The sequence below is a fragment of the Sphaerisporangium sp. NPDC051011 genome (assembly GCF_040653595.1).
GTDB lineage: Bacteria > Actinomycetota > Actinomycetes > Streptosporangiales > Streptosporangiaceae > Sphaerisporangium.
Genome location: NZ_JBFAGG010000016.1, coordinates 161,955 through 187,562 on the forward strand (window position 1 = coordinate 161,955; position 25,608 = coordinate 187,562).

Annotated in this window: 22 protein-coding genes and 1 pseudogene; 11 read left to right on the plus strand and 12 right to left on the minus strand. The window is 68.0% G+C overall.

Features of this window, described 5'->3' with window-relative positions; translation table 11 throughout:
• Nucleotides 1-6: 6 nt before the first annotated feature.
• The 4 genes from AB0H21_RS31885 (at nt 7) to AB0H21_RS31900 (ending at nt 3,564) form a co-directional block, all read left to right on the plus strand.
• Nucleotides 7-849, plus strand: coding sequence for a phosphoadenosine phosphosulfate reductase family protein (locus tag AB0H21_RS31885; protein ID WP_358524096.1), 843 nt, complete (start codon nt 7-9; stop codon nt 847-849).
• A gap of 154 nt (nt 850-1,003) precedes the next feature.
• Nucleotides 1,004-1,606, plus strand: coding sequence for a hypothetical protein (locus tag AB0H21_RS31890; RefSeq protein WP_358524099.1), 603 nt, complete (start codon nt 1,004-1,006; stop codon nt 1,604-1,606).
• Nucleotides 1,607-1,638: 32 nt separating this feature from the next.
• A complete protein-coding gene (locus AB0H21_RS31895) occupies nt 1,639-2,943 on the plus strand; it encodes a DNA sulfur modification protein DndB (RefSeq protein WP_358524102.1) in 1,305 nt (434 codons plus the stop codon).
• Between the two features lie 321 nt (nt 2,944-3,264).
• On the plus strand, nt 3,265-3,564 hold the full coding sequence (locus tag AB0H21_RS31900) for a nucleoside triphosphate pyrophosphohydrolase (protein WP_358524104.1): 300 nt from the start codon (nt 3,265-3,267) through the stop codon (nt 3,562-3,564).
• Between the two features lie 327 nt (nt 3,565-3,891).
• Here AB0H21_RS31900 and AB0H21_RS31905 read toward each other — a convergent pair whose 3' ends face one another.
• Nucleotides 3,892-4,308 (minus strand): hypothetical protein, encoded by a 417-nt coding sequence (locus tag AB0H21_RS31905; protein WP_358524106.1) that lies wholly within the window; start codon nt 4,306-4,308, stop codon nt 3,892-3,894.
• A 253-nt stretch (nt 4,309-4,561) separates the two neighbouring features.
• Nucleotides 4,562-5,041, minus strand: a complete 480-nt coding sequence (locus tag AB0H21_RS31910; RefSeq protein ID WP_358524109.1) for an ATP-binding protein — start codon at nt 5,039-5,041, stop codon at nt 4,562-4,564.
• A 324-nt stretch (nt 5,042-5,365) separates the two neighbouring features.
• Between AB0H21_RS31910 and AB0H21_RS31915 the strand changes: the two genes are divergently transcribed.
• Both AB0H21_RS31915 and AB0H21_RS31920 read left to right on the plus strand, forming a co-directional pair.
• Nucleotides 5,366-6,613 (plus strand): helix-turn-helix transcriptional regulator, encoded by a 1,248-nt coding sequence (locus AB0H21_RS31915; RefSeq protein ID WP_358524112.1) that lies wholly within the window; start codon nt 5,366-5,368, stop codon nt 6,611-6,613.
• 363 nt (nt 6,614-6,976) lie between these two features.
• Entirely contained in the window at nt 6,977-8,503 is a 1,527-nt protein-coding gene (locus tag AB0H21_RS31920) for a hypothetical protein (RefSeq protein ID WP_358524115.1), read from the plus strand.
• On the opposite strand, the gene AB0H21_RS31925 is transcribed toward AB0H21_RS31920, so the two are convergent.
• From AB0H21_RS31925 to AB0H21_RS31935, 3 genes are all read right to left on the minus strand, one after another.
• Nucleotides 8,500-8,895 (minus strand): hypothetical protein, encoded by a 396-nt coding sequence (locus AB0H21_RS31925; protein WP_358524118.1) that lies wholly within the window; start codon nt 8,893-8,895, stop codon nt 8,500-8,502. The two genes, AB0H21_RS31920 and AB0H21_RS31925, sit on opposite strands and share 4 nt — an antisense overlap.
• 9 nt (nt 8,896-8,904) lie before the next feature.
• Nucleotides 8,905-9,756, minus strand: a complete 852-nt coding sequence (locus AB0H21_RS31930; protein WP_358524121.1) for a helix-turn-helix transcriptional regulator — start codon at nt 9,754-9,756, stop codon at nt 8,905-8,907.
• A 76-nt stretch (nt 9,757-9,832) separates the two neighbouring features.
• Nucleotides 9,833-10,348, minus strand: coding sequence for a DUF6879 family protein (locus AB0H21_RS31935; protein WP_358524124.1), 516 nt, complete (start codon nt 10,346-10,348; stop codon nt 9,833-9,835).
• 826 nt (nt 10,349-11,174) lie between these two features.
• Between AB0H21_RS31935 and AB0H21_RS31940 the strand changes: the two genes are divergently transcribed.
• The 3 genes and pseudogenes from AB0H21_RS31940 (at nt 11,175) to AB0H21_RS31950 (ending at nt 12,497) form a co-directional block, all read left to right on the plus strand.
• Nucleotides 11,175-11,396, plus strand: a complete 222-nt coding sequence (locus AB0H21_RS31940) for a hypothetical protein (protein WP_358524127.1) — start codon at nt 11,175-11,177, stop codon at nt 11,394-11,396.
• 12 nt (nt 11,397-11,408) lie between these two features.
• Nucleotides 11,409-11,906, plus strand: a pseudogene (locus tag AB0H21_RS31945) (hypothetical protein); the annotation flags it as partial.
• A gap of 84 nt (nt 11,907-11,990) precedes the next feature.
• Nucleotides 11,991-12,497 carry an NUDIX hydrolase gene (locus AB0H21_RS31950; protein WP_358524130.1) on the plus strand — a complete coding sequence of 169 codons (507 nt, stop codon included), beginning with the start codon at nt 11,991-11,993 and terminating at the stop codon, nt 12,495-12,497.
• A gap of 84 nt (nt 12,498-12,581) precedes the next feature.
• On the opposite strand, the gene AB0H21_RS31955 is transcribed toward AB0H21_RS31950, so the two are convergent.
• The 6 genes from AB0H21_RS31955 to AB0H21_RS31980 all read right to left on the minus strand — a co-directional run bounded on the left by AB0H21_RS31955 (nt 12,582) and on the right by AB0H21_RS31980 (nt 22,954).
• Nucleotides 12,582-13,820, minus strand: a complete 1,239-nt coding sequence (locus AB0H21_RS31955) for a TIGR02679 family protein (protein WP_358524132.1) — start codon at nt 13,818-13,820, stop codon at nt 12,582-12,584.
• 121 nt (nt 13,821-13,941) lie between these two features.
• Nucleotides 13,942-14,148, minus strand: coding sequence for a hypothetical protein (locus tag AB0H21_RS31960; RefSeq protein WP_358524134.1), 207 nt, complete (start codon nt 14,146-14,148; stop codon nt 13,942-13,944).
• 91 nt (nt 14,149-14,239) lie between these two features.
• Nucleotides 14,240-18,334 (minus strand): TIGR02680 family protein, encoded by a 4,095-nt coding sequence (locus AB0H21_RS31965; protein ID WP_358524136.1) that lies wholly within the window; start codon nt 18,332-18,334, stop codon nt 14,240-14,242.
• Nucleotides 18,335-19,486 carry a TIGR02678 family protein gene (locus AB0H21_RS31970; protein WP_358524138.1) on the minus strand — a complete coding sequence of 384 codons (1,152 nt, stop codon included), beginning with the start codon at nt 19,484-19,486 and terminating at the stop codon, nt 18,335-18,337.
• Nucleotides 19,483-21,015 (minus strand): TIGR02677 family protein, encoded by a 1,533-nt coding sequence (locus AB0H21_RS31975; protein WP_358524140.1) that lies wholly within the window; start codon nt 21,013-21,015, stop codon nt 19,483-19,485. Before AB0H21_RS31975 ends, AB0H21_RS31970 begins: the two co-directional genes overlap by 4 nt.
• Nucleotides 21,016-21,445: 430 nt before the next feature.
• Nucleotides 21,446-22,954, minus strand: a complete 1,509-nt coding sequence (locus tag AB0H21_RS31980) for a DUF1349 domain-containing protein (protein ID WP_358524143.1) — start codon at nt 22,952-22,954, stop codon at nt 21,446-21,448.
• A gap of 284 nt (nt 22,955-23,238) precedes the next feature.
• Between AB0H21_RS31980 and AB0H21_RS31985 the strand changes: the two genes are divergently transcribed.
• Nucleotides 23,239-24,582 carry a HAMP domain-containing sensor histidine kinase gene (locus AB0H21_RS31985; RefSeq protein ID WP_358524146.1) on the plus strand — a complete coding sequence of 448 codons (1,344 nt, stop codon included), beginning with the start codon at nt 23,239-23,241 and terminating at the stop codon, nt 24,580-24,582.
• Nucleotides 24,579-25,253 carry a response regulator transcription factor gene (locus AB0H21_RS31990; protein ID WP_358524149.1) on the plus strand — a complete coding sequence of 225 codons (675 nt, stop codon included), beginning with the start codon at nt 24,579-24,581 and terminating at the stop codon, nt 25,251-25,253. Before AB0H21_RS31985 ends, AB0H21_RS31990 begins: the two co-directional genes overlap by 4 nt.
• Here the strand turns inward: AB0H21_RS31990 and AB0H21_RS31995 are convergent.
• On the minus strand, nt 25,228-25,560 hold the full coding sequence (locus AB0H21_RS31995) for an SbcC/MukB-like Walker B domain-containing protein (RefSeq protein ID WP_358524151.1): 333 nt from the start codon (nt 25,558-25,560) through the stop codon (nt 25,228-25,230). The two genes, AB0H21_RS31990 and AB0H21_RS31995, sit on opposite strands and share 26 nt — an antisense overlap.
• Nucleotides 25,561-25,608: the final 48 nt, after the last annotated feature.

Genomic DNA, 25,608 nt, shown 5'->3' on the forward strand with positions numbered 1-25,608 from the left:
AATTTCGTGACAGCCACAGCACCCTCCAACATATCCGGCGGTGCCCGACACGTTCTGGGTCTCTCCGGCGGAAAAGATTCCTCCGCCTTGGCCATTTACATGCGTGATCGAGTTCCGGAAATGGAGTACTTCTTCTGCGACACGGGCGCCGAGCTGCCCGAGACATACGACTACCTAAACCTTCTCGAAGCCGCCCTCGGCAAGGGGATCGTTCGCCTCAACGCGAGCCGCGACTTTGATCACTGGATGGAGGTATACCAAGGCACGCTGCCGAGCCCACAGATGCGCTGGTGTACTAAGAACCTAAAGATCAAACCGTTAGAAGAATGGCTGGGCGAAGAGCCGGCTATATCTTACGTCGCAATTCGGTCCGACGAGAATCGACTCGGTTACGTGAGCACCAAGCCCAACATCAAAGCGGTTTTCCCTTTCCGTGAGGACGGAATCGACCGAGAAGGCGTCAATCGAATTCTGGACGAAGCTGGCACTGGTCTTCCGGCGTACTATGAATGGCGAACCCGATCCGGTTGTTACTTCTGCTTCTTCCAGCGCAAGCACGAATGGGTAGGTCTAGCGGACCGCCACCCCGACCTGTTCCAACGCGCCGTCGAGTACGAGGAGAAAGTGCGCTATCAGCACACGGCGATGCAGGGCCGCGACTACACATGGTCCCAGGGCGAATCGCTTCACGAGCTACTGGCTCGCAGAGGGGAGATCGAGGCCAAGCACGAGGCCGCCTTGGAACGTGCGGCCAAGCGCTCCAGGCCTAACTTGCCTCTCATAGAGGTCCTCTCAGACGCTCTCGATGAGGATGAGGACTCTGCCGCCTGCGTGGTATGTCACCTTTGAGCATCTTATAGACAAAACGTCCTCGGCCAAGATGCTTGAATCGGATGGACAAAGTGCTGCGGATCGGGCATTTTGTGACCATGGGAAAACTCTCCGTCGGCAATGCCTGCGACACGGTCTCCACGCGCCATAGCCTGCGCATGGGGACCGACGCATGACGTCTCTGGCTGCCTTCAACAAGATCGTCCAGCGATACCGCGAGGAGGACAGTCCGGCACTGCAACTGGAGTGGGGACTGCTGCGCATGCTCGACGGAGAAGCGTGCAAGGTCCTTCAGGAGGACCTTCGGCAATACGCTAAGCCTTGGGAAGTTTTCACCGCGACAGATGGCCTCGCTGACGCCTTGCCGCCCATGCCCGGGCTGTACATGTTTGTATGGCAGCCATCGTTCAAGTTCGACGTTGCCGATCGCCCCGGGCAAGGAAATCTCCCTCAAGTCCTCTATATCGGGCAGGCCGGCGGCGCCAATAGCCGAAGTAACACTATCCGTCAGCGTTACAAGGACTACCGCCCGCATATGCGCGGTAACCCTGAAGAGCTCTGGACTAGACCTGAACCAGTCACGCGGCCAGAACGTTTGAGTCGTTATCTGTCTCTCCGACCGCTGGAGTTCTGGTGTGCAATAGTCGATAACCGCGACAAGATTGAACACCTGGAAAAGCGGCTCATCCGTTTGTTCAACCCTCCGCTCAATGACCGCGGGCGCCCGAAGATCCGAGCACGCATGGGTTCCGCTCGCTCAGCCTGGGCATCCTGACCAACTCGGCACGTCAGAAAAAGGAAGCAGCCATGCCGTCCAAGACTGTAGTCCCGGCATTTCAGGCGCGAGTGGGCAACTGGACCTACTACTCATGCCTCATGAGCTATGCCGCAGTTGCTCGCGAAATCAACTTCGCCCATGAGCTCGGAGGGAACAAAGACCTCGGAACCATGATCCAGCGGGGCGTCGGCGTTCGCACAACGGAGATCACTAACTATCTTCTTACGAACAAAAACCGTTTTCTTGGTGCAATTATCGTGGCGGTATGGGGCGGTGAACCAAACTATATACCCGTTGAAATAGAGAAGAGCGTTGAGAATCTCGGAGTCCTTGATGGCATGGACAGAAATTTTGGAGTTCTAACATTCGATGGAACGCACCAATTTTTCGCACTCGACGGCCAGCATCGGCTCCGCGCCATCAAAGATGCCGTAAAGCGTGATCCCGAGCTTGGCCGGGAGGATATCAACGTAATTGTCGTTCCGCACTTCGACGATGCAGAAGGGCGGCGCCGCACACGGCGACTCTTCACCAATATTAATCGCAATGCCGTCAAGACGACTGCAGGAGAGAACATCGCTCTGGACGAGGATGACGGCTTCGCGATACTTACTCGGCGCCTGCTAGATGAACATGCGTTCCTCAAGCGTGATGATGTCGTGCAAGTCTTCAGCAAGCAGGGCAGCGATGGTGAGCTACGCCTAGCCGGCCGCTCGGTGGGTGTCAATGGCACTGCGTGGACGACAATTGGCGTGCTATATGATTTTCTCACCGAGCTCGGCTTCGGTCTGGATTCGAGCATGAATCATATCTCCCAACGCGCAACAGATGAAGTACTCGACGAAAGTTACGACATCATCGTTCAACGCGTCGATGAGCTCCTAGCTGTATGCGGCGACTTGCGTAACCGTTATCTGGCAAGCTCTGCGCCGCGCGAACTTCGCGCGCCTAAAGGACGCGATGGTGAGGGTCATGCCTTCATGCGCCCGGTCGTACAGATGCAGGTCGTTAAGGCCGCTCGCCACATTATCGAGCAAAATCTAATCAATTGGCCTACTCTGCTGGATCGCCTCGAGCGGTTAGATTGGCGCATAATAGCTGCGCCTTTCTCATCTGTTTGGCTCGAAACGCCCGACGGAGCTCGCAAGGGCAAGATGATCACGGCAAAAGAGAACGCCCAACTGCTATATGAACTACTCTTGGTTCACTTGGCTCCAAGCTCCCGCGCGCAGATTGAGCGCGCTATAAGGTCCTATCGCCAACTCAAGAATAGCCGCTACCCCGTCACTCCCGACGACCTTGCCCAGCGCCTGCCTAGCGTCGAATTACGCTAACTGGTCTTCGTGTCCGCGACTCGGTGTAGGTGTCAGGTAGTAGGTGCGGACAGGACGGCTACACCCGCGCCCCAACGCATCTGACCCGCCTCGCGGGTTACTGGTCGCGTAGCTGGTCGACACTGTCCACGGGCCGTAGGTTGGCCGGGTCTGTGGATACACGCGTTCACGCGTCGGCAGTGGGATAGGGCCGATCGCCCCGCTGGGGCATCGGTGTCTCAGCCGACAGCTGATGAGTCGATCAGTACGAGCGGCCCTGGGTCCAACCGCCTCCGTCGAGCTTAGGTGCCGTCGGCCGGATCCACGCGGGAGGGATTGACCGTGGGCAAGTTAGTACGTGACAGGATTCCTGACAACATCCCTCGAGATGGCAGAGAGCCGAAGGTCTCAGTTCTCGGCGAAGATGCCTACCTCAAAGCTCTTCAGGCCAAGCTGGCGGAGGAAGCTGCCGAACTCGCTGAGGCTACCGGCGCGAAGCACCTCGAAGAGCTCGCCGATGTCCTCGAGGTGCTTCGCGCTATCGCGGACGTCCATGGACACTCATGGCAGGACGTCGAGCAGGTTGGGGAGGCAAAACGCGCTCAGCGTGGAGCCTTCGCTGATCGGCTCTACCTGCATTGAAATCAGGCAAAGGCTGCAGTCGAGCTGGCCTGCGGCGTGCGGCTCGGCGGCAGCACCAGGTGCAGCTCTCCTGCCCCGGCGTGATGCCAGTTCCGAAGCCGCCGCCCAGCGAGTCATCCCGGAGCCAAAGTTAGATCATGGCCTAAACGCTTCCTGCGCGTCCGCTATCCGACTCTTGTCGTCAAAGCTGATGTCGAACGCGAGGGGAAATCCGAGTGTCGGGCCCCATCTGTACCGGGCCCAGCGCGTCGGATCCAATATCGAGCCCAATGTCGAGTCCCACGAGATGCTTGACGGTTCTGTCCCAGCACATGCTTGACAGGTGGCCTAGAAAACATAGGTGACCTTCCTGAGCCGGGCTGCGGCTTTGATGTTGCGGACGGCCTGGGTGGTGGTGCGCCGGACGATGCGGACGTCGTCGGGCAGTTCGATGGCCAGGGTGGTGTCGCTGACGTGAACGGTGACGATCCGGCGGGCGTGGATCCGGCCCAGGGCCACCTTCTGCCCCGCCACCATGATCACGCCGCTGTTGCTCGCGACCCGCTGCACGGTGATCGGCTCACGGGACGGGCGCGGCGGCGGCCCGGCCGGACGGGCGTCACGCAGATAGCGGACCCGGTCCCAGGGGATCGGGTTGGGCCGGGTGCGCAGCAGCTGGCGGGTGACCGGGTCGAAGAACATCAGGGTGCGTTCCTCGATGCGGTCGGTGACCCGCCGGCCGTTGAGCATCTCCGCGGCCAGCACGACCTTCCCGGCGAGGCTGACGGTGCCGGCCCGGCGAGCTCGCCTCCTGAGGCGACACCACCTGATCTTCCGTGTCGTCCTGAGCCGCGCCCTCTCGTCGAGCGCAGCGGTAGCAGTCCTTGACGCGCTACGTGTTCGTGGCCACGTCGGTGAGGAGGGTGGAGAGGACGAGTCCCTCCTCTACTCGTACGGCACGCTGTTCCATCGCCTCGGCCAGGCAGATGGTGTTCTCGTACCGGGGTGCAGGGTCGGCTTACCGCCCAGCATTGTGCGTTTCGACCCGGCCATCTGCCGCCACGCCACCAGGTTCGCGCAGGTCTGCTCGAACGATAGGGCGCGGCAGGTGGACGACGATGTGTTTGCCGCCCTCGGGTGTCGGTTCGATGGTGTGCCGACCGCCGGCCTCCTCGGTCAGCAGCATGACCATGAGCAGCCCGCGGCCGCCGTCGTCGTGTGGGGCCGCTGGTATGCGGGGCAGTCGCGGGTGGGTGTCGTGCACGGCGATGGTGAGCCAGTAGGCGTCGGCGGCGAGCAGCACGGTGGCGGTGGGCGAGTGGGCCGCGGCGTGCTCGGCGACGTTGGCGACCAGTTCGGTGACGATCAGGCTCGCGGTGTACGCGTTCTCCTCGTCAATCCCCCAGGTGGCGAGCGTCTTGACCGTCTCGTGTCTGGCCACCGGTACCTGGTCCACGGTCGAGACGACGGTGAAGACGTGGGTGATGCGTTGCTGCATGCCGATCCCCTCTGCCGGGCTGTGGAGCCGCTGTCGCGGGCGGCTGCCAGCGTCGGGGAGCAGGAGCCGAAACCCAACCTCGGAAAGTCATCGACACAACACACAGGGTTATGCCAGGTTGGCATGGTGGTGGTGGCTGGTCCGCCGTACGGTGACCTGCCTGGGACGGTGGTGGAGGGGTGGCCGATGAGCGTGCGGCTGTGTCCAGGGTGCCGGGGGACCAGGTTGAGCCGGTACAGCCGTGACCCGGTGTGCGCGCCGTGCCTACGGGCGAGCCGGGGCGTCCGTCCGGCCAACCCGGCGTGGCTGTGGGACTCGGCCCCGATGCGCGAGGTGCTGGCCCGCGGCGACCTGCCGGCGTTCGTCGCGCTGGTCCGCGCGGCCATGGGGCTGAGCCAGCTGGAGCTGGCGAGCCTGGTCGGCTGGTCGCAGAGCACCGTCAACCGCATCGAACGCGGCGAGCGCGGCACGTTGTACGACGTCCGGGAACTGGTGCGGTTCGCCGATGCCATCGACATGCCCCGCCATGCCCTGCTGCCGTTGATCATGGGCAAGCCCGTGGCTATCGATGACTTTGCGGGCACCAATCCTGATATGGAGATGGATCGGCGGCATTTCGCCGGCGTGTTGGCCGGTGGTCTCGTCGTAGGGATGGGCTGGGGCTCGGCAGAGATTCCACCCAGGGTCGACGTGGCGCATCTCAAATTCCTGGAGGCGACGATTCGGCGTCTCTGGGTCCAGGACCAGCAGATCGGCGGTGGCGTTCTGCTCGGTCCCGCGCTTCGCCGGCTCGCACGCGTACGGCGCATGCTCGACGAAGCCGACTACACCGAATCGGTCGGGCACCGGCTGTTGTCCATGGCCGGGGAGCTGTGTCTCTGCGCGGGATGGCTCGCCTACGACTCCGGACATCCGGACGCTGCCCGGCAGTTGTACGGCGAGGCTTATCTGTATTCGGGCCAGGCGGGTGATGAGCAGCTTCGGGTGAACGTCGCGTCCTATCTGGCCATGCAGGCCGTGCGGGACGCACGGCGTCATCCCGGCCGGGCGCGTGAGGCGTTGCGGATGGTCGCGGTGGGAAGGGACGCGGCGCGCGGCTGGGCGACGCCTCGGGTGTACGCGCTGTTGGCGATACGGGAGGCCACCGCCCAGGCGGCGCTGGGCGAGCATCTGCCGTGCCGCAGGGCGATCGCGACGGCCTGGCGGGAGATCGAGCGCAGCGGCCACGACGACGACCCGGAGTGGACCGGGTTCCTGACGCCCAACGTGCTGACCTACTTCGAGGGGGTGACCACGATGGTCCTCGGCAGACCGCTGGTCGCCGTCGACCGCTTCCAACGTCTGCTCGCCGATCCGTCGCTCGGGGAACGGAACCGTCTCTACTACCGGTCATGCCTGGCGAACGCGCTGCTCGCCTCGGGAGAGACCGCCGATGCCCTGGCGGAGGGGATGGAGTTGCTGGCGAGGGTGAGCGGCTCGCGCAGGACGCTGGAGGAGCTGGCTCCACTCCGCCGCGCCGCCGGAGACTCCTCGGAGTTCGCCGAACTATACGACCACAAGCTGGCCGCATAACCGGCACACGGAGGGTCACTCCCCCGTCATCGCGATCGGGCGTCGCTCTCCCCCAGATCGCCACGGGTGGGGATGGTGAACGCTGGTCATGCGGAGGAAGGATGGCGCCGGAAGAAAAGCGGTCTGAGGTGGCGCGTCCGACACCGCCCAACGCGCTTTCCCGCGAGGAATGCGATGGTGATCCCAGGTGACCCGGACCAGCCATTCGGTGCCCCAGAGCCCTTCCTCCCACCGGACGAAGGGGTCTGCGCTTGAAGTACCCCACACCCGCTCCCGAGGCCAACCGAATGGCTCCTCCTGGGAACCGGCCAGCAACTCCATATCCCGTGCCAGAAGCGATCCAATCGTGCCAGAGTGATCCGCATGATCCCCGCACACGTCCCCGATGAGCCACCGCTCACCTACGCCGACAGCTTCGACGTACCGGTCCTTTTCCGTAACGGGCCTGCGAAGAAGCCCAGGAGGCAGTGGCGGACGGCCAAGCACAAGCCGTGGGCGGGGTCGGGCGGGTTCCCGGCGACCGACGGCTGGTACGTCTCGACCACCACCTGGCGGGAGATCATCAAGGCCGCCATTGAGGTCGGCCGCGACGTCACCCCGCACTTGCAGAATCAGCCGCGGTATGCGCACGGGGAACTCGTCGCCCGGGTTTCCCCGCTGTACGCCTATCTCGGCACGCACTCCGTCAAGCCTCAGCACCCCGTACGAGGCACCAAGGGCCGGCGCCTGACCCTGAACCCGGTGTACGCGCACGGCACCGAGCGCAGCGCGAAGAACGCAGCCGCCTACCGGCTGGGTATGACGATGACCGAGTGGGCCTGCCGCTCACTGCTGGGCCTCGGTCAGACCGAGCACCTCGAACTTGGTGGCCCGATCCCCGCCCTGCTCAACACGTTCAAGGATCCGAAGGAGAAGCTGCCCGACCTATGGGGGCAGCACCAGGCAGAGGGCCTGTACTGGCTGATCGAGGCCAAGGGGGGCGACGTGGGCCTCAGCACGCTCCGCAAGGGGTGGGCGCAACTGGCCGCCGGCAGCAAGATCCTCAGCTCGTACGCCCACCGCACCGTCCTGGTCGGAGCGTCCGTGCGACCCGGAGACGACCTCTTCCTCACCATCGACCACGACCTGCACCCCGGACAGCCGCCGCTCACCCCAGCCGGATTCGACATCGACGAGGAGTCAGCGGTCGGCCCAGGCAACCTCGAAGACCGTCTCGGCGACAGCGACGACGCGCTCATCGGCGCGGCCCGCGCCCAAATGCTCGCCTACCTGGCGCTGCGCTCCGCTCCCGCCTCGCAACTGCGCACCGTGCCCGTTCCCGCCCACCGCGCATCCCGTCATCGGCGCTCCGGGCTGACCACGCCCCTGGAAGGCGACGACCTCACCCTCGCCATGCGGGCCGAAGCCCGCGGAGCAACGACCTACACCGAGCGGCACACCTTGCGCGCCAGGATCCGTTCCATGGGCCTCGACGATTTCCTCACCTGCCGCATCCCCGGAACCGAGGTTCACCTCGGCATGTCCCGGAAGCTGTTCGCCGCCTGCGAGCGCCTCCACGAGGAAGACCTCGCCATCGCCCAGCGCACCCCGGGGTTGCGCGCCCAGGACCAGTCGGCCGATGACCAGGAACTCAGCGACGTCGCTCAGGAAGAACAGCGACTCACCCAGCGGCGGATCTTCCGCGAGCTGCAGGAGGAAGCCCGCCCCCGGCTGCGTCCCCTGCTCCGCGACGCCTACGAGCGGGGAGCGACAAGCGACTGGAGTGATCTGCTGCGCCGTCCCCAGGAGCCAGAACTCGACCTGGAAGGCGACGAGGGGCTCCTTGAAGCGGCGACGCCGGAGACGTACCTGGCCGTCAGCCGCTACAGCCTGCCCCCAGCACGCGACTAAGGCTCGACGCGCTGTGCTGGTTCGCCGATGCCATCGGAATGCCGCGCCATGCCCTGCTGCCGTTGATCACGGGTAAGTCCGTGGCGGTCGATGATTTCGCGGTCACCAATCCTGAAATGAAGATGGATCGGCGGCATTTCGCTGGTGTAGTGGCGGTGGTCTCGACAACCCTCGGCGCGCTTTGCCAGGTTCGCGCCGACCACCAGGCTGAGCAGTCTCGGCATCGGCGGGGCCTGCCCGATCCAGGCGAGGGGCCGACGGTGATGGTGGGAGAGTGGCGGTTCTCTGGAAGCGGCTACCGGGCTGGAGAGGCGTTCTGGGCTGAGATCGCCCGGCAACGGCTTCTCCGCCAAGACCGGCCTGAACTTCCAACCTCCGTAGCTGACCATCAACGCTCTAGACTAACTTTCCAGAAGACTGAGGGCTCTCGCAATGAGTGGTCGAGCCTTATTTCCGTATACTGCCAGCGAAGCTAGGGCAGAAAATCGATGACCATACGCTGCCACTTCTCTGGACTGCGTAACAGTGAGATGCCCTGAAACCAACTCCACAGTGACCTCTTTGTCGTCGAACATCCAAAACCCTTCGGCTGGACCAACAAGAGACCGATCCGCCCCCAGAGGTATTATTCCAAGGGAGACCGCAGGCAATGTTGCAACCGAAAGCAAATAGCCCAATTGGTCCACCATGACCCGACTGCCACCTATCGGGTATTGCAATACACTCTCTTCAAGAATAATCGCAAAGCGTCGTTGCTTTTGGTGAATAACCGCCTGCTTGTCCAAGCGCACCCGTATGGCATCTTCGATATCATCATCAAGATGTCGCATATGCTTTACCCTGCCCAATATGGCCCTGATGTATGATTGCGTTTGCAGGGGGCCCGGTATGAGCCATGACGAGTATATCCTGAAATGCATAGTCCTCTCCCATATAGGCAGCACGCTTTCCTGTGCTCGTCGAAGGCCGTCGCGTTCCAGTTGCTGCCATTGAACAAACATGCCTTCAGCAGTCTGTAAGGCATGAACCAGCTCATCGATCTGGTCAACCGCATTACACGATAAACACCATAGACGTATATCTTCGGCAGAGGGAGTCTGTCGAGAATGCTCAATTTTGCTAACCTTCGACGAGTGCCAGTTGGCTAGCGTTGCCAGGTCTCTTCCGGTGAGACCGGCGTCAAGACGAAGCCCACGTAACCGGAAGGCGAGCGTGTCTAACGCCTGCCTTGCACTAGATGACGACGACGGCACAGGTAGACCTCTTAAGTAAAAATGGCGCAGCCCCGACCATTATAACCGACGATTGAGGCTGCGCCATAAAGACTAATTACTGGGCCGGCCTGTACTTCTCGTGTGGCACCGCACGTCTCCAGACGCTCTCGAAGGCATCAGATGCGTGCTTGATCAGCCCAACATCTGTGCTCAACTCTCGGTCGACTACGTCTCCCTCGCCGCTGAAGTGCGTGATAAGGAGCAACCTTTCATCGAAGAGCCAGAAGTCGTTTCCAGGCAACGCCAGGTCCGAGGTTTTACGACGCGACAGCCACCTGATTTCTTCGCCCGCCCGAATATTGGGAAATGTGACGTCATACTCGTATCTAATGTATTGACTGAGCGGCTCGGAAACAATTCTGACTCGCCGAACTTTGACACCGCGGGAAGTTGCGTCCACTATGTTCTGAAGCCACGGACGCCACCATGAACGACGGTCCCCTGGGTCGATGTGATATCCATTCTTCCACGCGTCGTAGTCCGGGTCGTTCTGCATGTATCCGTCGCGCATCTCGAGATGTACCGCAGACACCGTACAGGTCTGCAGATACTGCTCAATTGTCAGCTTCACTTGCCCCATTCACTTCCGGGAAGAATTGCATCATCCGCTTAGGAAACCGGATGACACACTCCCCTGCGGGGACCTCACCGATCTCGTACAGAGCTGCGCTGGACGTGACGATATACCCCTGCAGTATGTACTCCTGAGCTTCTGTATCTTCCCAGACGGTTGGGGAATCACCGTTAGGGCTGCTCGGATCTTTACCGATGAACCTAAGTGTCATGTAGTCCCTCCCTGAAGGATGGCGTGATGAACTGAGTGTGATTCGCGGCGAGGAGCACTTCAAGAGGTTTGCTCAAGTTTTCTCAGAAGGATGCTGCGGTCGTATGTCCGGTGGGATGCATGAGCAACGACGAGCAAAGAGCTTGGCGCAGGCCAAGAGGTCGACCTAGCGTGAGAAAGGATTCAAACCAGTCAGAACCGGGAGGAAGTGGCGATCATGCTCTTGCGCACGCTCATCCGCAGAGGGAATTGGACAGTACTCATGCTCACGACAGGGGCTTCGATAGGAAGCTATTTGGCAAGTCACACCTCGATTATTTCTTACGTCACAGTCTTCTGTGCCGGCAGCACATCATCCATCCTGATGCTGATGCGCGTAGGCATTTGGCTCGAAGATCGCAAGCGGTTACCCTTCAGCCCCACACACAATCCATGTGTGGCCATCACAAGACTCCTGTTAGGCATACATATTCTCCGTGCTCGTAAAGTCCCGGCACAGCCTCTCAGAGACGCAAGCGGTCCCACAATTCCGGATCATCCCACCACGGCGTAAGGGCGTAAGGGCGCACGCGCGTCATCGGCACCATCGTCGCGCAGACGGATGCTCGCCACGATGACGTCCTGGCCCATCGAGGGGCTCCCGTTCTGGCTGGCTTTACGGACTCACCTTGCGCGCGATCAGTGCGGCGGGCTAGGGCAGCAGCAGGCCCCGGCCAAGCAGCTGCCCGCCTGGTACGTCGCCCGCCACCTGTGGCGTGACCGGACCTACCCGACGTTCGCCAGCCGGCAGGAGGAGCTCCTACATCCTCAGCCCATCCACGGCGACCTGCACTGAGACAACGTCGTCGCGGGCAGTAACGGCGGATTCGGCTTCATCGACTTCGACAAGGTCATGCATGCGCCTCCGGCGTTCGACCTGGCTAAACTTCTCGCCACGGGATTTTTCCGGATCAACCCTGACGACATGCCCCACTATCGCCGCCCAGGCCGACGCCATCGGCGGGTGGCTGCTCGGCCGGCGGCGCCGCAACCGCAGCGACCCGTTCGGCATCCGCGAGGGCAGTCCCGCGTCACCGCCGTCCCCCAGCAGCGCCGAGCAGCTTCCGCTCATCGATCCCGCAACCTGGCCGGTCACCGGCCCGGGCACGGGCACCTAACCCCACAACCTCTCACCGCAAGGCGCGTCAGGGCGGGCGCGCTCAGTTCGCCGCGCCCAAATGCGCCGTACCTGGCCGATCGCCGGCCTCCTGAGCCGACACCGCATCGCCATCTGCTCACCCGAGCTGGCGTCCTCGTCGAGCGGAACCGCGCCACGCCCTTGCTGTCGTGCGCCACGGCTGCGTGACTTCAGCCGCCGCCTGCAAGCGCACCGGGACGCGCCATGTGTCCGCGACTACACTGAGGAGGCACACCTTCTACTGACGAGTTGATGACGGATCAACCTGAGGCCAGTCGCCGTACCACGTTCGTCGAGCCGGAGATCTACTACTCCCGGCTCGCCACCGTGCATGCGGCCACGGGTGCGCTCATCACCGACCCGGCAGGTCGTGTCCTCATCGTCAAGCCCAACTACCGGCCGCACTGGCTCGTGCCCGGCGGGATGGTCGATGACGGGGAACGTCCCGACGTCGCCTGCGCCCGGGAACTGAAGGAAGAACTCGGCCTCGACCTCCAGATCGGCCGGCTCCTGGTCGTGGACTGGGCACCGGCCTACGGCTCGCGCAGCCGCCCCATCATCTACTTCCTGTTCGACGGCGGCACCCCGCACACTCTGCACCTCACGCTGCAACACGACGAACTCGACGACTACGCCTTCGTCGCCCCCGTAGAAGCAGCGGCCCGGCTCTCCTCCACGGTCGCAGCCCGCGTTCCGGCCGCGCTGGCCGCACGAGCATCGGGCACCACGATCTACCTGCCCACCATAGCCGAGGAGTAGGCCCGCGCAGGCGTTGTGTCTGATCTGCCGTGCTGTCCTGAGCAGGCGCCCTCGTCGAGCGCAGGGGCAGCAGCCCTTGACGCGCTACGTGTTCGTGGCCAGGTCGGTGAGGAGGTGGGAGAGGACGAGTTCCTCCTCTACCCGTACGGCGCGCCGTTCCATCCCCTGGGCCAGTTCCGGATCCCAAGGGGTGGCGCAGGGCCGGCCGGTGAGCGGCGCGCAGGATGCCGCGGCTTCGTAGGCTTGGGTGTCGAAGCGCCATGGTTGGAAGCCGTGGCGGGCGTGGATGGCGGCGGCGATGGCGATGCCGCCCCAGTCGAAGTCGCCGTGGTAGGCGAACGTCGCTCCCCCGGCGGCGAGGAGGTCCAGCAGCCGCCAGGCCGCCGCCGAGGGCCGGCCGCCGACGCAGATCAGTGGCGGGCAGGCGGGGCCGAGGTCGTCGGCCGCGGCGGCGATCACCACAGGGTTCTCGCAGATCCTGACCAGGCCGGCGGCGATCGGCGTCTCGTGGCGGCGCAGCTGGCGCAGGGTGAGGACGGACGGCTCGCCAGCGGAGGTGGCGGCCTTCAGGACGCGTCCGGTGGGGGTGTGGTCGTCGCCGGGCAGTCCCAGGCAGAGGACGAGGGAGGACACGTCGTCGAGGTGGACGCCGACCCCGGCCCAGGCCGCGCGGCGGGCGTCCGCGCCGCCCTCGCTCGCGTACGGCAGGCCGGCGAGGGCGCGGGCCGCGGACAGGGCAAGCGTCGCCAGCGGGCGTCCCTCGTCGAGGGCGTGGGCATCCCCGCAGGTCTCGGCGGCCAGGCGGCCGAGCGGCAGGCCGGGTGACGGTAGCCGGGTGATGACCTCGGTGAGCGGGTCCAGCAGCCGGCGTGCCTCCTCGGCGGTGGATGCGAGCCTTCTGACCACCCCGGTGCGCTCCAGCCAGGAACGCCAGCCGGACAGCTCCGGCCGCTCGGCGAGGAGGGAGTCGAGGCGGGCGAACGCCTGTTGCCAGGCCGTCTCCAGGGCCGTTCGCTCCGCGGCGAGGTCGCGGATCGGGCCGCCCAGGCGGATGACGGCCTCGCGCAGCCCGTCGGGGGCGACGCCGCTGGTGCGCAGCACCTGGTCCAGGTCCGTGAGGGAGACCGACAGCGAGGTGCCGGTGCCGGCGCGGCGGCCGAGCAGGGTTTCGACGGCGCGGCGCTGGGCCGGGGTGGCGGCGGCGAGTGTGACGGTGCCGGCCAGCGGCCTGCCCTGTTCCAGGCGCCGCCGCGCCCGCTCGACGAGCCAGGCGGTCTCGTCGCCACCCAGCAGCCGCCGCAACCGCTCCTCAAGAGCGCTCATGCGAACGCCAAGACTGCATGAGACGCGGGTGGGACCGGCAACCGCTCGCCGAGAGTGCTCAAGTGCCCGCCAGCGGTCTCGTCGCCACCCAGCAACCGCCGCAACCGCTCCTCAAGAGCGCTCATGCGAACGCCAAGACTGCATGAGACGTGGGCGGGGCCGGCGACCGCTCGCCGAGAGTGCTGAAGTGCACGTGCCAGCCAAAGGAGGCGGTCCGGTCGCCGCCCGCCAACCGCTCGTCGAAGGTGCCTATTCCGTGGCCGAGCAGCACGTCGCACGTGGGCGGGGCGGGCAGTCGACGCAGTCGCTCGTCGGGGGGTGTGCTCATGCGAACAAACCGTCCTGGCGGACGGGGGCGTCGGGAGCGGGCGCGTCCGAGACGGCGGGCGGTCGACGCAGTCGCTCGTCCGGGGGTGTGCTCATGCGAACAAACCGTCCTGGCGGATGGGGGCGTCGGGAGCGGGCGGGTCGGAGGCGGGTGGGGTGGTGATGGGGCGGGGGGTGCGGTGGCGTTCGTGGCCGTCCCAGCGCCAGGGGGTGACCAGGACGGCGTCGATGCCGTCGCGGCGGGAGAGCTGGCAGATCGCCAGGCCGGGTACCTGCGGGTAGCAGCCCCATTCGCGTTCGCTGGTCATCACCACGTCCATGTCGAACGTGGCCAGCAGGCCGAGGCACTTGGCGCGGGAGTCGTCGTCGACGCCCGCGAACGCCTCGTCCAGGGCGACCAACCGGGGCGCGTGCGGGTTGCCCGCGGACTTGTAGTGGGCCGAGGCGGCGGCGAACAGCGGCACCGAGGCGGCGAGCACGCGTTCGCCGCCGGAGGCCGGGCCGGTGGCGGCGCGCCATTGCCCGTCCTGCAGGCGTTGGATGGCGAACTCGTGCCAGGCCCGGTAGTCCAGGGCCTTGGTGAGCGCCTCGGTCCAGCCGGCGGCGGGGTTGTCGGCGTGTTCGCGGGCGATCCGGTCCTGAAGGAACGCGCCGACGGCGGATCGGTCGTCGAGGGACCAGGCGTCGACGGTCTGCCGGAGCTTGTCGCGGACGCGTTCGAGCCCTTCTGGGGCGTTCTTGGCGGTCTTCCAGACGAGGCGCAGCCGCATGCCGGTGGAGGTGGGGCGGGACTCCAGCTCGGAGTTCATCTCCCGTACCTCGGACTCGGCTCGGGCGATGAGCTCGTGCAGGGTGCCGGCGACCTCGTTGAGCAGGTGGTTTTCCAGGATTTCGCGTTCGCGGGCCGACAGGAGCGCGGCGCGCTGTTCGGTCTCTTCGGCGAGGGCCGCGGCGAGGCCGGGGACGTCTCTGCTGTGGCCCTGGAAGACCACGTCGACGATCATGATGCCGTCGCGCAGGGTGAGGCCGACGCTGTGGCCGTGCCGGGCCATGGCGTCGGACAGGAGTTTGTGCTCTTCCGCGACCTTCTTCTGTACCCGGTCCCAGGGGCCGTCGGCGTCGTCCACGCTTTCCAGCTCGGCGTTGACCGTCCGGGCCAGGAGCACCGTTGGGGTGGCCGCCCACTCGCCGTCGGTGTCGGGCACCTCCAGGTCAGGGAGGGCGACGCGGAGCAGGCCGGTGGCGGCGAACGCCTGGAATTCGCGTACGGCGACTTCGCGGTCGGTGGTGGCGTCCTTGATCTGCTCGCGCAGCGTGTCGCGTTTGCCCTCGGCCTTGCCGCGTTTCTCCAGGGCGGTCTGCTCGTCGCGGCGGGCCGTGCCCTCGGCGGAGGCGCGTTCACGTAGCTCGAGGTCCACCTGGTCGAGGCGGCGGAACAGTTCCTCGACGGCGGCGCCCGCGGTCTCGGCCAGGGCGCGGTACGTCTCGGCGGCGGCGTCGGCCTCCGCCCGTGCAGTGCCCGCGAGTTCGGCGGCGTCGCCGAGCCGGGCGCGGGTGCGGTCGAGGTCGTCGGCGGCCTCGCCGGCCGCCTCGCGCGCGGTTCGCTGGGCCTGCTCGGCGGGCCAGAACCGGGCGAGGGCCAGCCGGTAGCCGGCCACCGCGTTCTTGACCTCGGCCAGGGCGGCGGGGTCGGCGGGCAGGCCGACGTCGCCGGCGAACTCGGCGACCCGGGCGTCGGCGGCCTCCAGGTCGCCCTGGCGTTCGAGCACCACGCGGCCGGCGCGGGTGTGCTGGGCGTCGATCTCGCGGCGGCGCTCGTGCTCGGTGGCCAGTTTGACGTGCGCCTCGCGCAGCGGCGCGTCCGCGGGCAGGGCGCGGTGTTCGGCGGCGAGCTGCCGACGTCGTTCGGCGAGGGCGTCGAGGTCGGCGCCGAGGCGGTCGATGCGCTGGCTGACCTGGTCGAGTTCCGCGCGGAGCGCGGCCAGCCGGGCGCGGCGGGCGGCCTCGCGTGCCCCTTCGCCGATGTGGTGGGCGGCGTCCTTGCGCCATGATCCGGCGAGCACGCCGTTGGCCCACCGGCCGTCCACGGCCACCCACGTGGCACCGCCGGAGCCGAGGCCGATGCCGGCGAGGACGGCTTGGACGGCCGCGTCGGACAGGGCGGCGGCCTGGGGGTCGGCGCGGTCGACGGCGGGGCGCAGGACAGTGGCGCACGACGGCCCCGGCAGCGGCTCGCCGGCCACGATGGCGGTGTCGTCCTCGGCGAGCAGCGTGCCCGCGGGGGTGATCCAGGCGTCGAGGATGCCCGCCGCCTCCAGCGCGGCCTCCAGGCCGGCCCGGTGGTCGGGCGGCACGGCCGCGGCGAAGTCCACGACCTTCCACAGCGGAGCCCCGGGGCGGCCGACCCGGGTGTCGGCGGCGCGGGTGTGCGGGGCGGGCGGGGCGTCGTGGCCGCCGGCTTCGAGCCGGGCCATCTCGTCGGTCAGGGACGCGGCGGTCTGCCGCGCCGCGCGCAACTCGGCCTCCAGTTCGGCGCCCAGCCGGCCGAGCGTGTCGGTGGCGTTCCTGGCGGCGTCGTCGACGGCGATCGCGGCGGGGTTGGGGCCGTCAGCGGAGACGGCCCAGCTCTCCAGTGCGGCGAGGACCTCGTCGGGGTCGTCCAGCCGCAGCTCGGTCAGGTCGGCCAGGTAGAGGGCGTAGGCGTTGACCAGGGCGGCGGTGGCGGCGCCGGTGGCCTGCTCGGCGGTGGCGATGCGTTCGGCGGCGGCCTGCAGCTCGCCGGTCAGCCGGTCGACCTCCGCGCGGGCCGCCTCAAGCCGGGACCGGGCGTGGCCGAGGGCGTCGATGAGCCGTTGCAGTTCGCCGATCGCCTGCTCGTGCCGGGTGGCCAGCGCCTCGGCCTCCCGGCGGGCCCTGACCGGGTCCTCCGGGGCGTGCCAGTCGGCGATGGCCAGGTGGGCGGGTTCGAACGCCGCCGCGCGCGCGGAGTCGAGCACCTGGTGGCGGGCCTGGTCGAGTTCGCGGGCGGCCTGGTCGGCCTTGTCCAAGGCGGTGCGGGCGCGCTGCTCGTGGCGCTGGGTTTCGGCTGCGAGGCGGTCGCGTTCCTGTTCGCAGCGTTGCGCGTGGCCGGCCAGCCGGCCGGCCTCCTCGCCCGTCTGCTTGAGCCGTTCCGCGTCGCGCATCTCGGGGCTCTGCCGCAGCGCCTCCCTGCGCGCCTCCAGGACGTTGCGCTGGGCGGCCAACTCCTCCAGCAGTTGCCGGGCCGCGGCCAGTTCTTCCTCGGCCGCCGCGTGGCGGGCCTCGGCCTCCCCCAGGTCGCGGCCGAGGTGCTCGTACCGGCTGTGCGCCAGGCGCGGGACAGCGGCCTTGCGCTTGGCCGCGATCGCGGCGTACCGGCGGTAATGGTGCAGGAAGTCGGTCGCGGCCTTGCGGGCCTCCTCCAGGCCGCGTAGCGCGTCGCGTTCCTCATCCAGGCCGCGGAACGCGTCGGCGACGGTGGCGGTCAGCGCAGGGCTGAGCGGCGGCAGCGCCTCGGTGAGGGCGCGCGACAGCAGCTTCTCGTCCGGTTTCTTGGACAGTTGCGGCTGGCGCAGTTGGATGAGCAGGTTCACCAGCGCCTCGTAGCGGTGCTCCCCCAGGCCGAACAGCGCCTCGTCCACCGCCCTGCGGTAGTCGGCGGCCCGGTCGTACACCATGCCGTGGCCCTCGACGGCTTCGCGCAGCTTCTCCCTGGTGAGCACCACTCCGGTGCCGGACAGCAGGCGCAACTCGGCGCCGGGGCGCTGGGGGGTGACGAAGAACCAGTGCCGGACGATGCCGCGGTCCTTGACCGCCTTCAGGCCGCAGCCGATGGTGCGGAACTCCTCGGCGCCGTCGGCCGCGCGGCGGCCGAACTCCAGCCACGCGTAGCCGAGCCGTTCGGGGTGCGGGTGCTTGCCGCCCAGCAGCAGGTTCCACTCCATGCGCTTCTGCCGGTCGCCGTCGGGTTCGACCCGGTGCGGGGCCAGTTCGCCGTCGAGCAGGAACGGCAGGGTCAGGGCCAGCACCTTGGACTTGCCGGTGCCGTTGTTGCCGCGCAGCAGCAGCCGGCCGTCGTGGAAGTGGAACTCCTCGACGTCGTAGTAGAACATGTCGACGAGCCCGGCGCGCAGCGGCTTCCAGCGCTCGGAGGTCGGAGACGGCAGCATCTACTTTCCTTTGATGACGGGTGCGTCGACTGCGTAACGCGCGATGGCGGGGAGTCCGGCGGCCGTGTCGCCGGTGACGCGGACCAGCCGCAGCGCCGCGAGCTTGGCCAGGGCGGTGGCCAGCAGGCCGTCCTCGGCGCCCGGGTCGGTCACGCCCTTGCGCCAGAACGAGGCGTGGTCACGGGCGGCCTGCCGGACGAACGCCCGAAGCTCGGCCATGCTGGTCTCGCCGCGGGTGGCCAGGTGCTCGGCGACCAGCAGGGTGACGTGGCCGTCGGTGCGCTGCTCGGGCATGCGTACGTCGGTCAGCTCGTCGTCGGGGTCGACCATGGCGATGCCCTCGGCGCGGACCTCGGCCACCAGGCCGGTGGCCTCCTCGATACGGCGGACGATGGCGTGCCGCTGGGAGACCAGGTAGGCCCGTTCGGCGTCGTCGAGGTCGGCGAAGTAGACCACCGGGTCGTCCAGCAGCCTGCGGGTCAGCCTGCGGCGCAGCGCCTGGTTGCGCAGGTCGTCGGTGTCGGCGACCGGTTCGGCGGTCAGTTCGGCCAGCCGGTCCTCGAACGAGGTCGCGGTGATCGTGGACGGGCCGCGGGTGCCGGTGAGCAGCGCGGCCAGCACCGGCCTGCGCACGTCGTACAGGACGTCGCCGGTCGCGGACAGGTAGGCGTCCTCGTCGCCGGCGACCCGGCGCAGCACGCCCCAGTCGAGCAGCGTGCGCACCACGGCGACCAGGTCGGCGCGCTCGGGGCGGGTGTCGAGGGTGAAGGCGAAGTCCAGCTCGGGCTCGGCGGCGGCCGCCAGCACCTCCTCCGCCAGGCGTCCGAGCGTGGTCTGCGCGTCGGCGCGTTCGAGCACGGCCAGCGCCAGGCACAGCAGGACGTACCGGCGCCTGCCGTACGGCTCGCCTGCCTTGCCGCGCGCCGGGTGGGTGGCGTCGCGGGTGTCGGACGCGGTCTTGAACAGCCGCGCCGAGCCGGAGTCGACCGTGAGCCGCCAGCCGGTCTCTCGGGTGAGCCACTCGCGCAGCTCGGTCAGGTGGCGGCGGACCAGCACCAGCGCCGCGGCGTCGTTCTCTGCGGTCAGCAGCGGCTTGGCGAGCAGGGCGCGCAGCGCGGTGCGACACTGGGCCTGCTCCTCCTCCGGCGTCACCGGGCCGCCATCAGGTCGGTGATCTCGATCAGGTGCTCCGGGCCGGTCAACACCCCGTCCTCGGTGCGGACGTGGACGGTATCGCCGTCCGGGACGAGGGTGAGCCGTACCTCCATGGAGCCGTCGCCCGTCACCGTTTTGATCTCGGTCTCACCCGGGCTGCGGGCCGCCAGGGCGTCGCCCAGCAGGCCGAGGAACAGCCGGAACGCGCGCGGGTCGAGCACGTCCAGCTCCGACAGCAGCACCGGGCCGTCGGTGCGCAGGGCGGCGCGGGCGGCGGCGGTCTCGGTGGCCTCGCGTTCGGCCTGCTCCAGCAGCAGCCTGCGGGCCTGGGTGCGGTCGGCGACCTTGTTCGGCTTGCCGCGGCGTTCGTAGGAGCCAGTGCGTCGGAGCTGGGGGGAGATCCTGATCGGCGGGGCCGCCTCCCAGGAGGTGCCGGAGCCGACCTCCCGCCATTCGTCCAGGGTGGCGAGCGTCACCGTGAGATGGCGGGCGGGGGTCAGCCCGAACGCCGCCCGCCACAGCCGGTGCGCAGCCGCCTCGTCCGGTGCCTCGGCGAACCAGCGGGCCAGGGCGCGGAAGTCGGCCGACCGGTCGGAACGGCCGGAGCGACGCTCGTTGAGCAGACCCACGGCGTCGATGAGCTGCTTGATCGCCGTGATCGCCGACTGGCGCAGCAGCCGGGCCTGCGACTGCCTGGTCGCGTCGGTGGAGACGAACCAGTCGCGAAGGCCCCGCCAGCGGTTCAGCCAGGAGGCGAACGCCGCCTCTTCGGCTCTGCCGTAGGCGTCCGAGCCCTCCTCGGAGTCGGGGACGGCGTCGGCTGCCTCCCGCCGCGCGGCCAGCCGCAGCAGCCTCTCGTGGTCGCGCGCCTCCAGTTGGATGAGCAATGTGGCGATGCGCGCGCCGGAGTTGGCCAGGTCGGCGATGAAACGGTTGATGTAGTCGATCAGCCGTTCCTTGTAGGCGATGAACCCCGCGACGTCGCCGTCGGAGAAATCGATCGCGCGGCGCAGCGACGCCATGAACGCCTGCGCGTTGTCGGCCAGGGAGGAGAACCGCTCGGCCAGCGACAGCAGGAGCAGATGGACCCGGGCCGGGTCGGGGTCCCGCTCGCGGGCCAGGACGGCCAGCGACTGCAACTGCTCGGCGATGTCGCCCAGCGCCACCGACTGCAGCGCGCCGCGCCGCCCGATCGCCTCCTCGTAGAACGCGATCGCCTGCTCGGCGGCCTGACCGGCCGGAGTGAGCTGGAACAGGAAACGCTTGCGGTGGAAGTCCTCCACGGAGGTGACCCTGCCGGTGTCGGCGTCGGCCCGCAGATTGCCCCACTCCCGCAGCTTCTCCAGCGCCTGCCCAAGCGCGTCGTCACTCTCCCGCCGCAACTCCGCCGCCACATCCTCGGGCCGCAGATGCACGATGAACCGTTCCTTCGCCCGGGCGAACACCCGCAGGATCTCGCGATAGTGGGCGGCGTTCGGCGCGCTCAGGTGCGCGAAGGGCTGATGCTCCTGAGACGGAAAGGCCATACCCCTAGTCTCCCGGACCAGAGCACCTGCCGCGTCCAAACGTCCCAGGCCACGCCGCCACGGAACATAGACTCTCGCCACGTGGCCACAGCGCCACACCGCCCATCGTCCTGCGGTACTACGGGGTCACCGCGGAGATCCCCACCACGCTCAACCTGCCCTGTTACGGCAGCGGCGTCCTGGAATTCGTGCCCACGCCCACAAGCCCCACCGCCCGCCCGGCCGCGGTGACGGTCAACTTCGTCGGCCAGCCCTGACGGTCGCCGCAGCGCCGGCTGGTGCAGCGGCACCGGGGGCCCGGTGCCGCTGCCTTCGGCGGTAAGGCCGAATGCGCTACCTCGTCGGAGTCGCCGCGACCTGGAGGTCCTGCCGGTGACGGGGGTGTCGGCGAGGTGAGGTCCTTCCGTTTCGGGCCGCGCTTCCGCAAGGGCTACCTCCACCGTGATTGTGGGGCCGCAACTCGCCGCTGTCGCCGGAGGGCCAGGGTGAGGGTGGTCGCGGTGTAGGTGCAGAGGACGGTGAGGGCGGCCCACCATGGGAGGGGGAAGTAGCCCTCCGAGGGGGCGTAGTGGGCGAGCACCTGCGGGTATTCGGGGAGGGTCTGCTCGACGGCGAAGCCGGCGGCCGGGGTGAGGCGTAGCAGCCACTTCGACACGTCGTCGGGCAGGAGTGGTACGACCGCCAGGAGGTACGGGAGGACGAGGGTCGCGATCGCGACGAGGATCGCCGCCCAGGTCCGCCGTAGCAGGGCGCGGAGGGCGAGCGTGAAGACGGCGGCCACGGCGAGCACGGCCGCGACACCGACGACGACCCGCAACTCGGTGAGGACCGGCACCGGAACGACGTTGGTCCCGTTCGCGCGCAGCATCATCGTGCCGGCCGGGACCACGATCGCCGCGGAGACCAGTCCGGCGAGGAAGGCCACCGCGCCGACCACCACGGCCTTCGCCGCCAGCGTCCGGCGGGCGGACGGCACTGTTTCGACGGCCTTCGCCGGCGTGCGGTGAGAGGACGGCGCTGTTTCGGGGGCGGTGGGGCGCGGGGCCATTGGAAAGCGTGCTGCCACGGCGACCAGGATGATCAGGCTGATGGGGAGGCCGAGGAGGTTGCTTTCCACCGTGAGGCCGGCCTCTACGCCCATCGGGCTGATGTCGCCGGTGCCGGTGACGGTGAACGCGCCGTTCGACTCGACGAGGCCGGGGGCCCGGTGGTACTTCTCCCAGTCGGTACGGCCCATTTCGCCGACGCTGCCGCGGCTCCACTCGCCGGCCGGAGCGCCGTCCAGGCTGATGTGGTCGAAGGTGGCGGTGGTCTGGGTGAAGCGCATCTCCGGGAGGCTCGCGCCGAGGGCGACAGGCCTGAGTGTCAGGTCCCCAGGGGAAGCGGCGAAGAGTCCGACCTGCACCGTCTTGGGAAGCCCGGTGAGGTGGGCGACGCCGACCTCCGTCCACCGCGTGCCGTCGGCCGACTCGTGGCCGGTGATGGTGTCGCCGGAGCGGGTCAGGCGCAGCCAGCGCGGCGCCTTCGCCGAGACGCCACCCGGGCGGCCGGCCGTGTCGTGGGTGAAGTCGTACTGCATCCGAACGCCGTGCGTGCCCGTGAGCATGAGCGCCGCGTAGGAGGATCCCTGGTCGGTGCCGTTCTTGACGATGATGCCGGCCTTCGCCCAGGGCACGAGGCCGGGGACGATCTCGTCGTGGTCGGGCGGCGGGTAGGTGATGATCCCGTTCATGGAGGTCACGCGGACGGTGATGCTGCCGTTCTCGCCCATGGGCCGGTGGACGAAGTAGAACGTGTCGCGCACCGGCTGTCCGTCCGGCCCTACCGGATCGGTGGGGCAGGGGACCTCCACGGGGCCCTCGCTGCAAGAGGAGCCGCCACCGAGCCCGAAGGCGAGGAGCAGTCCGAGCAGGATGGTGACCACCGGAACGGCGGTCATGGCGATCATCCGGCCACGGCTTCGGAAGCCGATCCATTCCTGGCGCACAAGGGCGGCGAAGGGGGGCCGAGTGGTGGTTTCGCTGGTCTTCGGCATGGGGTCGGTTCTACGGATCACGCCATAACACCGCTCGAACCACTGCTGTCACATCCCTGTTAGGTCGAGCACCGCATCCTGGAGGTCTGCACGCGAACGGGAGAGGACCGATGGCCAAGCCGCGACGCCCCGCGCTACCGAGTTGGACGATTCGGCAGCGTTTCACCACCTTGTACGCCGCTCTGTTCTTGGCATCCGGCTTAGTGCTCCTGGCCCTGACCAATGTGCTGGCCGGTACGAGCGTCTCCCGGGCCGTGCCCGGTCAGAACCCTCCCGCCGAGCAGCCCAGTCTCGCCCAGGCCCAGGAGCGCATCCACCAGCTCCAGGCCCAGCTCGCGGACATCCATGCGGGTCAGTCGCGACAGCTCCTGATTGGGTCGGTGATCGCGCTGGTCGTGATGGCGGCGATCTCGGTCGTGCTGGGCAAGGTCGTGGCGGGCCGGGTGCTGCGCCCTCTGCGGACGATCACCGCGGCGACACGGCGGATCTCGGCCGAGAACCTGCACGAACGGCTGGCCGTGCCGGGACCCGCGGACGAGGTCAAGGACCTCGCCGACACCATCGACGGGCTGCTGGAACGCCTGGAGGCGTCCTTCGCCGCCCAGCGCCGGTTCGTCGCCAACGCCTCCCACGAGCTGCGGACACCGCTGACGACCATGCGCGCGTCGCTGGACGTGGCCGTGGCCAAGCCGCAGCCGGCGCCGCCGCAGACGCTCGCGCTCGCCGACCGGCTGCGCACCGAACTCGACCGGGTCGACAGCCTTCTCGAAGGCTTCCTCGACCTCGCCCGCGCGCAGCACGGCGCGCTCCGCGGGCGCGTGCCCGTCTCACTCGGCGACCTGGCGTCCGAAATACTGGCCGCCCACGCCACCGAGATCGCGGAGAAGGACCTGACCATCGAGGCCGACACCCAGGACGCGGCACGGACCGAGGGCGGCCCGGCCCTGCTGTCCCGCATGGTGAGCAACGTGATCGACAACGCGGTCGTCCACAACCGGCACGGCGGCTGGATCCGAGTCGCGACCGGGACGGAGGACGGCTCGGCGCGGCTGGTCGTGGAGACGGGCGGGCCGGTTCTCGATCCGGCGCAGGTCGCCCGGCTCACCGAGCCCTTCCAGCGACTCGCCGCCGACCGGACCGGTTCCGAGACCGGCTCCGGCCTCGGCCTGTCGATCGTCGCGGCCATCGCCGGCGCGCACGGCGGCCGCCTCGACCTACACGCCCGGCCCGAAGGCGGCCTCCGCGTCACCATCGCACTACCGCGAGCGGGCGCGCCGCGGGCGAGTGCGGAAGGCGTCACGGCGCCGCGAACCGGTGCGGCGGACGGCGTCACGCTACCGCGGGCGGGTGCGGAAGGTGTCACGGCGCCGCGAACCGGCGCGGCGGACGGCGTCACGCTACCGCGGGCGGTCGAGGTGGAAGGTGTCACGTCGCCGCGGACGGTTGGGGAGGAAGGTCTCAAGTCGCCGCGGGCCGGTGCGGCGGATGGCGTCGCGCCGCGGGCGGTCGAGGCGGAGGGTGGCGCGGAATGAGGGTTCTGGTGGTGGAGGACGCGCGGTCGCTCGCCGAGGTGCTGGCCGAGGGCCTGCGCGACCAGGGCATGGCCGTCGACATCGCCCACGACGGCCTGGCCGCCACCGTCAAACTCGACCTCAACCCCTACGACGTCGTCGTCCTCGACCGTGACCTGCCCGGCATCCACGGCGACACCCTCTGCCAGATGATCACCGAGCGCGACGACCGCGCGATGGTCCTCATGCTGACCGCGGCGGGCTCGCCGGGAGACCGGGTCAGCGGCCTCACACTGGGAGCCGACGACTACCTCGCCAAGCCGTTCCACTTCCCGGAACTGGTCCTACGCGTCCGCGCCCTGGCGCGCCGGCGTCCGTCCGCCCGCGCACGGACGCTGCGCGCGGCCGGGATCGAGCTGGACCCGGTCCGTCGCACGGCCACCCGCGACGGCCGGCGACTGGAGCTGTCGGTCAAGGAGTTCGCGGTCCTCGAGGCCCTCCTGCGCGCCAGCCCCGCCTTCCTCAGCACCGAGGACCTCCTCGAACAGGTCTGGGACGAGAACGCCGACCCGTTCACCAACACCGTCACCGTGACCGTCGGACGACTCCGCCGCAAGCTGGGAACCCCGTCGATCATCACCACGACCCCCGGCGTGGGCTACCGCATCACCGACCCCACCGACGAGGCGTAGTACCGCGCCCGTATGTCAGACCGTCACCCAGCGCGAGCAGCCGTGGCGCGTCGGGCCGCGCCGAGTTGAGCATGGCGTGCGCGGCGGCGAACAGCGGCAGGTGCAGCGACACCGATTGCTCGCCGCCGGACAGCCGGCTGTGCTTGGCGCGGGTGAGGCGTTCCTCGGCACCGCCGGGCCGGACGAGCTGGAAGGTGAACTGCCGCCACCGGCGGTAGTCGAGCACCTTCGTGAGCAGCTCCCGGTAGGGCAGCTCCCGTTCGCTGGCCCGGGCGTTCTTGATCTGGGTGGCGAAGTGGTGGCGCATCCGGCTCAGCTCGTCTGGGCCGAGCCGGGTGAGCAGCGCGTCCTCCAG

Coding starts and splice junctions, on each gene's coding strand:
- AB0H21_RS31890 (WP_358524099.1), top strand. CDS start 1,004: ATGACGTCTCTGGCTGCCTTCAACAAGATCGTCCAGCGATACCGCGAG.
- AB0H21_RS31920 (WP_358524115.1), top strand. CDS start 6,977: ATGATCCCCGCACACGTCCCCGATGAGCCACCGCTCACCTACGCCGAC.
- AB0H21_RS31895 (WP_358524102.1), top strand. CDS start 1,639: ATGCCGTCCAAGACTGTAGTCCCGGCATTTCAGGCGCGAGTGGGCAAC.
- AB0H21_RS31940 (WP_358524127.1), top strand. CDS start 11,175: ATGACGTCCTGGCCCATCGAGGGGCTCCCGTTCTGGCTGGCTTTACGG.
- AB0H21_RS31980 (WP_358524143.1), bottom strand. CDS start 22,954: ATGACCGCCGTTCCGGTGGTCACCATCCTGCTCGGACTGCTCCTCGCC.
- AB0H21_RS31955 (WP_358524132.1), bottom strand. CDS start 13,820: ATGAGCGCTCTTGAGGAGCGGTTGCGGCGGCTGCTGGGTGGCGACGAG.
- AB0H21_RS31950 (WP_358524130.1), top strand. CDS start 11,991: ATGACGGATCAACCTGAGGCCAGTCGCCGTACCACGTTCGTCGAGCCG.
- AB0H21_RS31995 (WP_358524151.1), bottom strand. CDS start 25,560: ATGCGCCACCACTTCGCCACCCAGATCAAGAACGCCCGGGCCAGCGAA.
- AB0H21_RS31990 (WP_358524149.1), top strand. CDS start 24,579: ATGAGGGTTCTGGTGGTGGAGGACGCGCGGTCGCTCGCCGAGGTGCTG.
- AB0H21_RS31910 (WP_358524109.1), bottom strand. CDS start 5,041: ATGCAGCAACGCATCACCCACGTCTTCACCGTCGTCTCGACCGTGGAC.
- AB0H21_RS31965 (WP_358524136.1), bottom strand. CDS start 18,334: ATGCTGCCGTCTCCGACCTCCGAGCGCTGGAAGCCGCTGCGCGCCGGG.
- AB0H21_RS31975 (WP_358524140.1), bottom strand. CDS start 21,015: ATGGCCTTTCCGTCTCAGGAGCATCAGCCCTTCGCGCACCTGAGCGCG.
- AB0H21_RS31915 (WP_358524112.1), top strand. CDS start 5,366: ATGCGCGAGGTGCTGGCCCGCGGCGACCTGCCGGCGTTCGTCGCGCTG.
- AB0H21_RS31960 (WP_358524134.1), bottom strand. CDS start 14,148: ATGAGCACACCCCCCGACGAGCGACTGCGTCGACTGCCCGCCCCGCCC.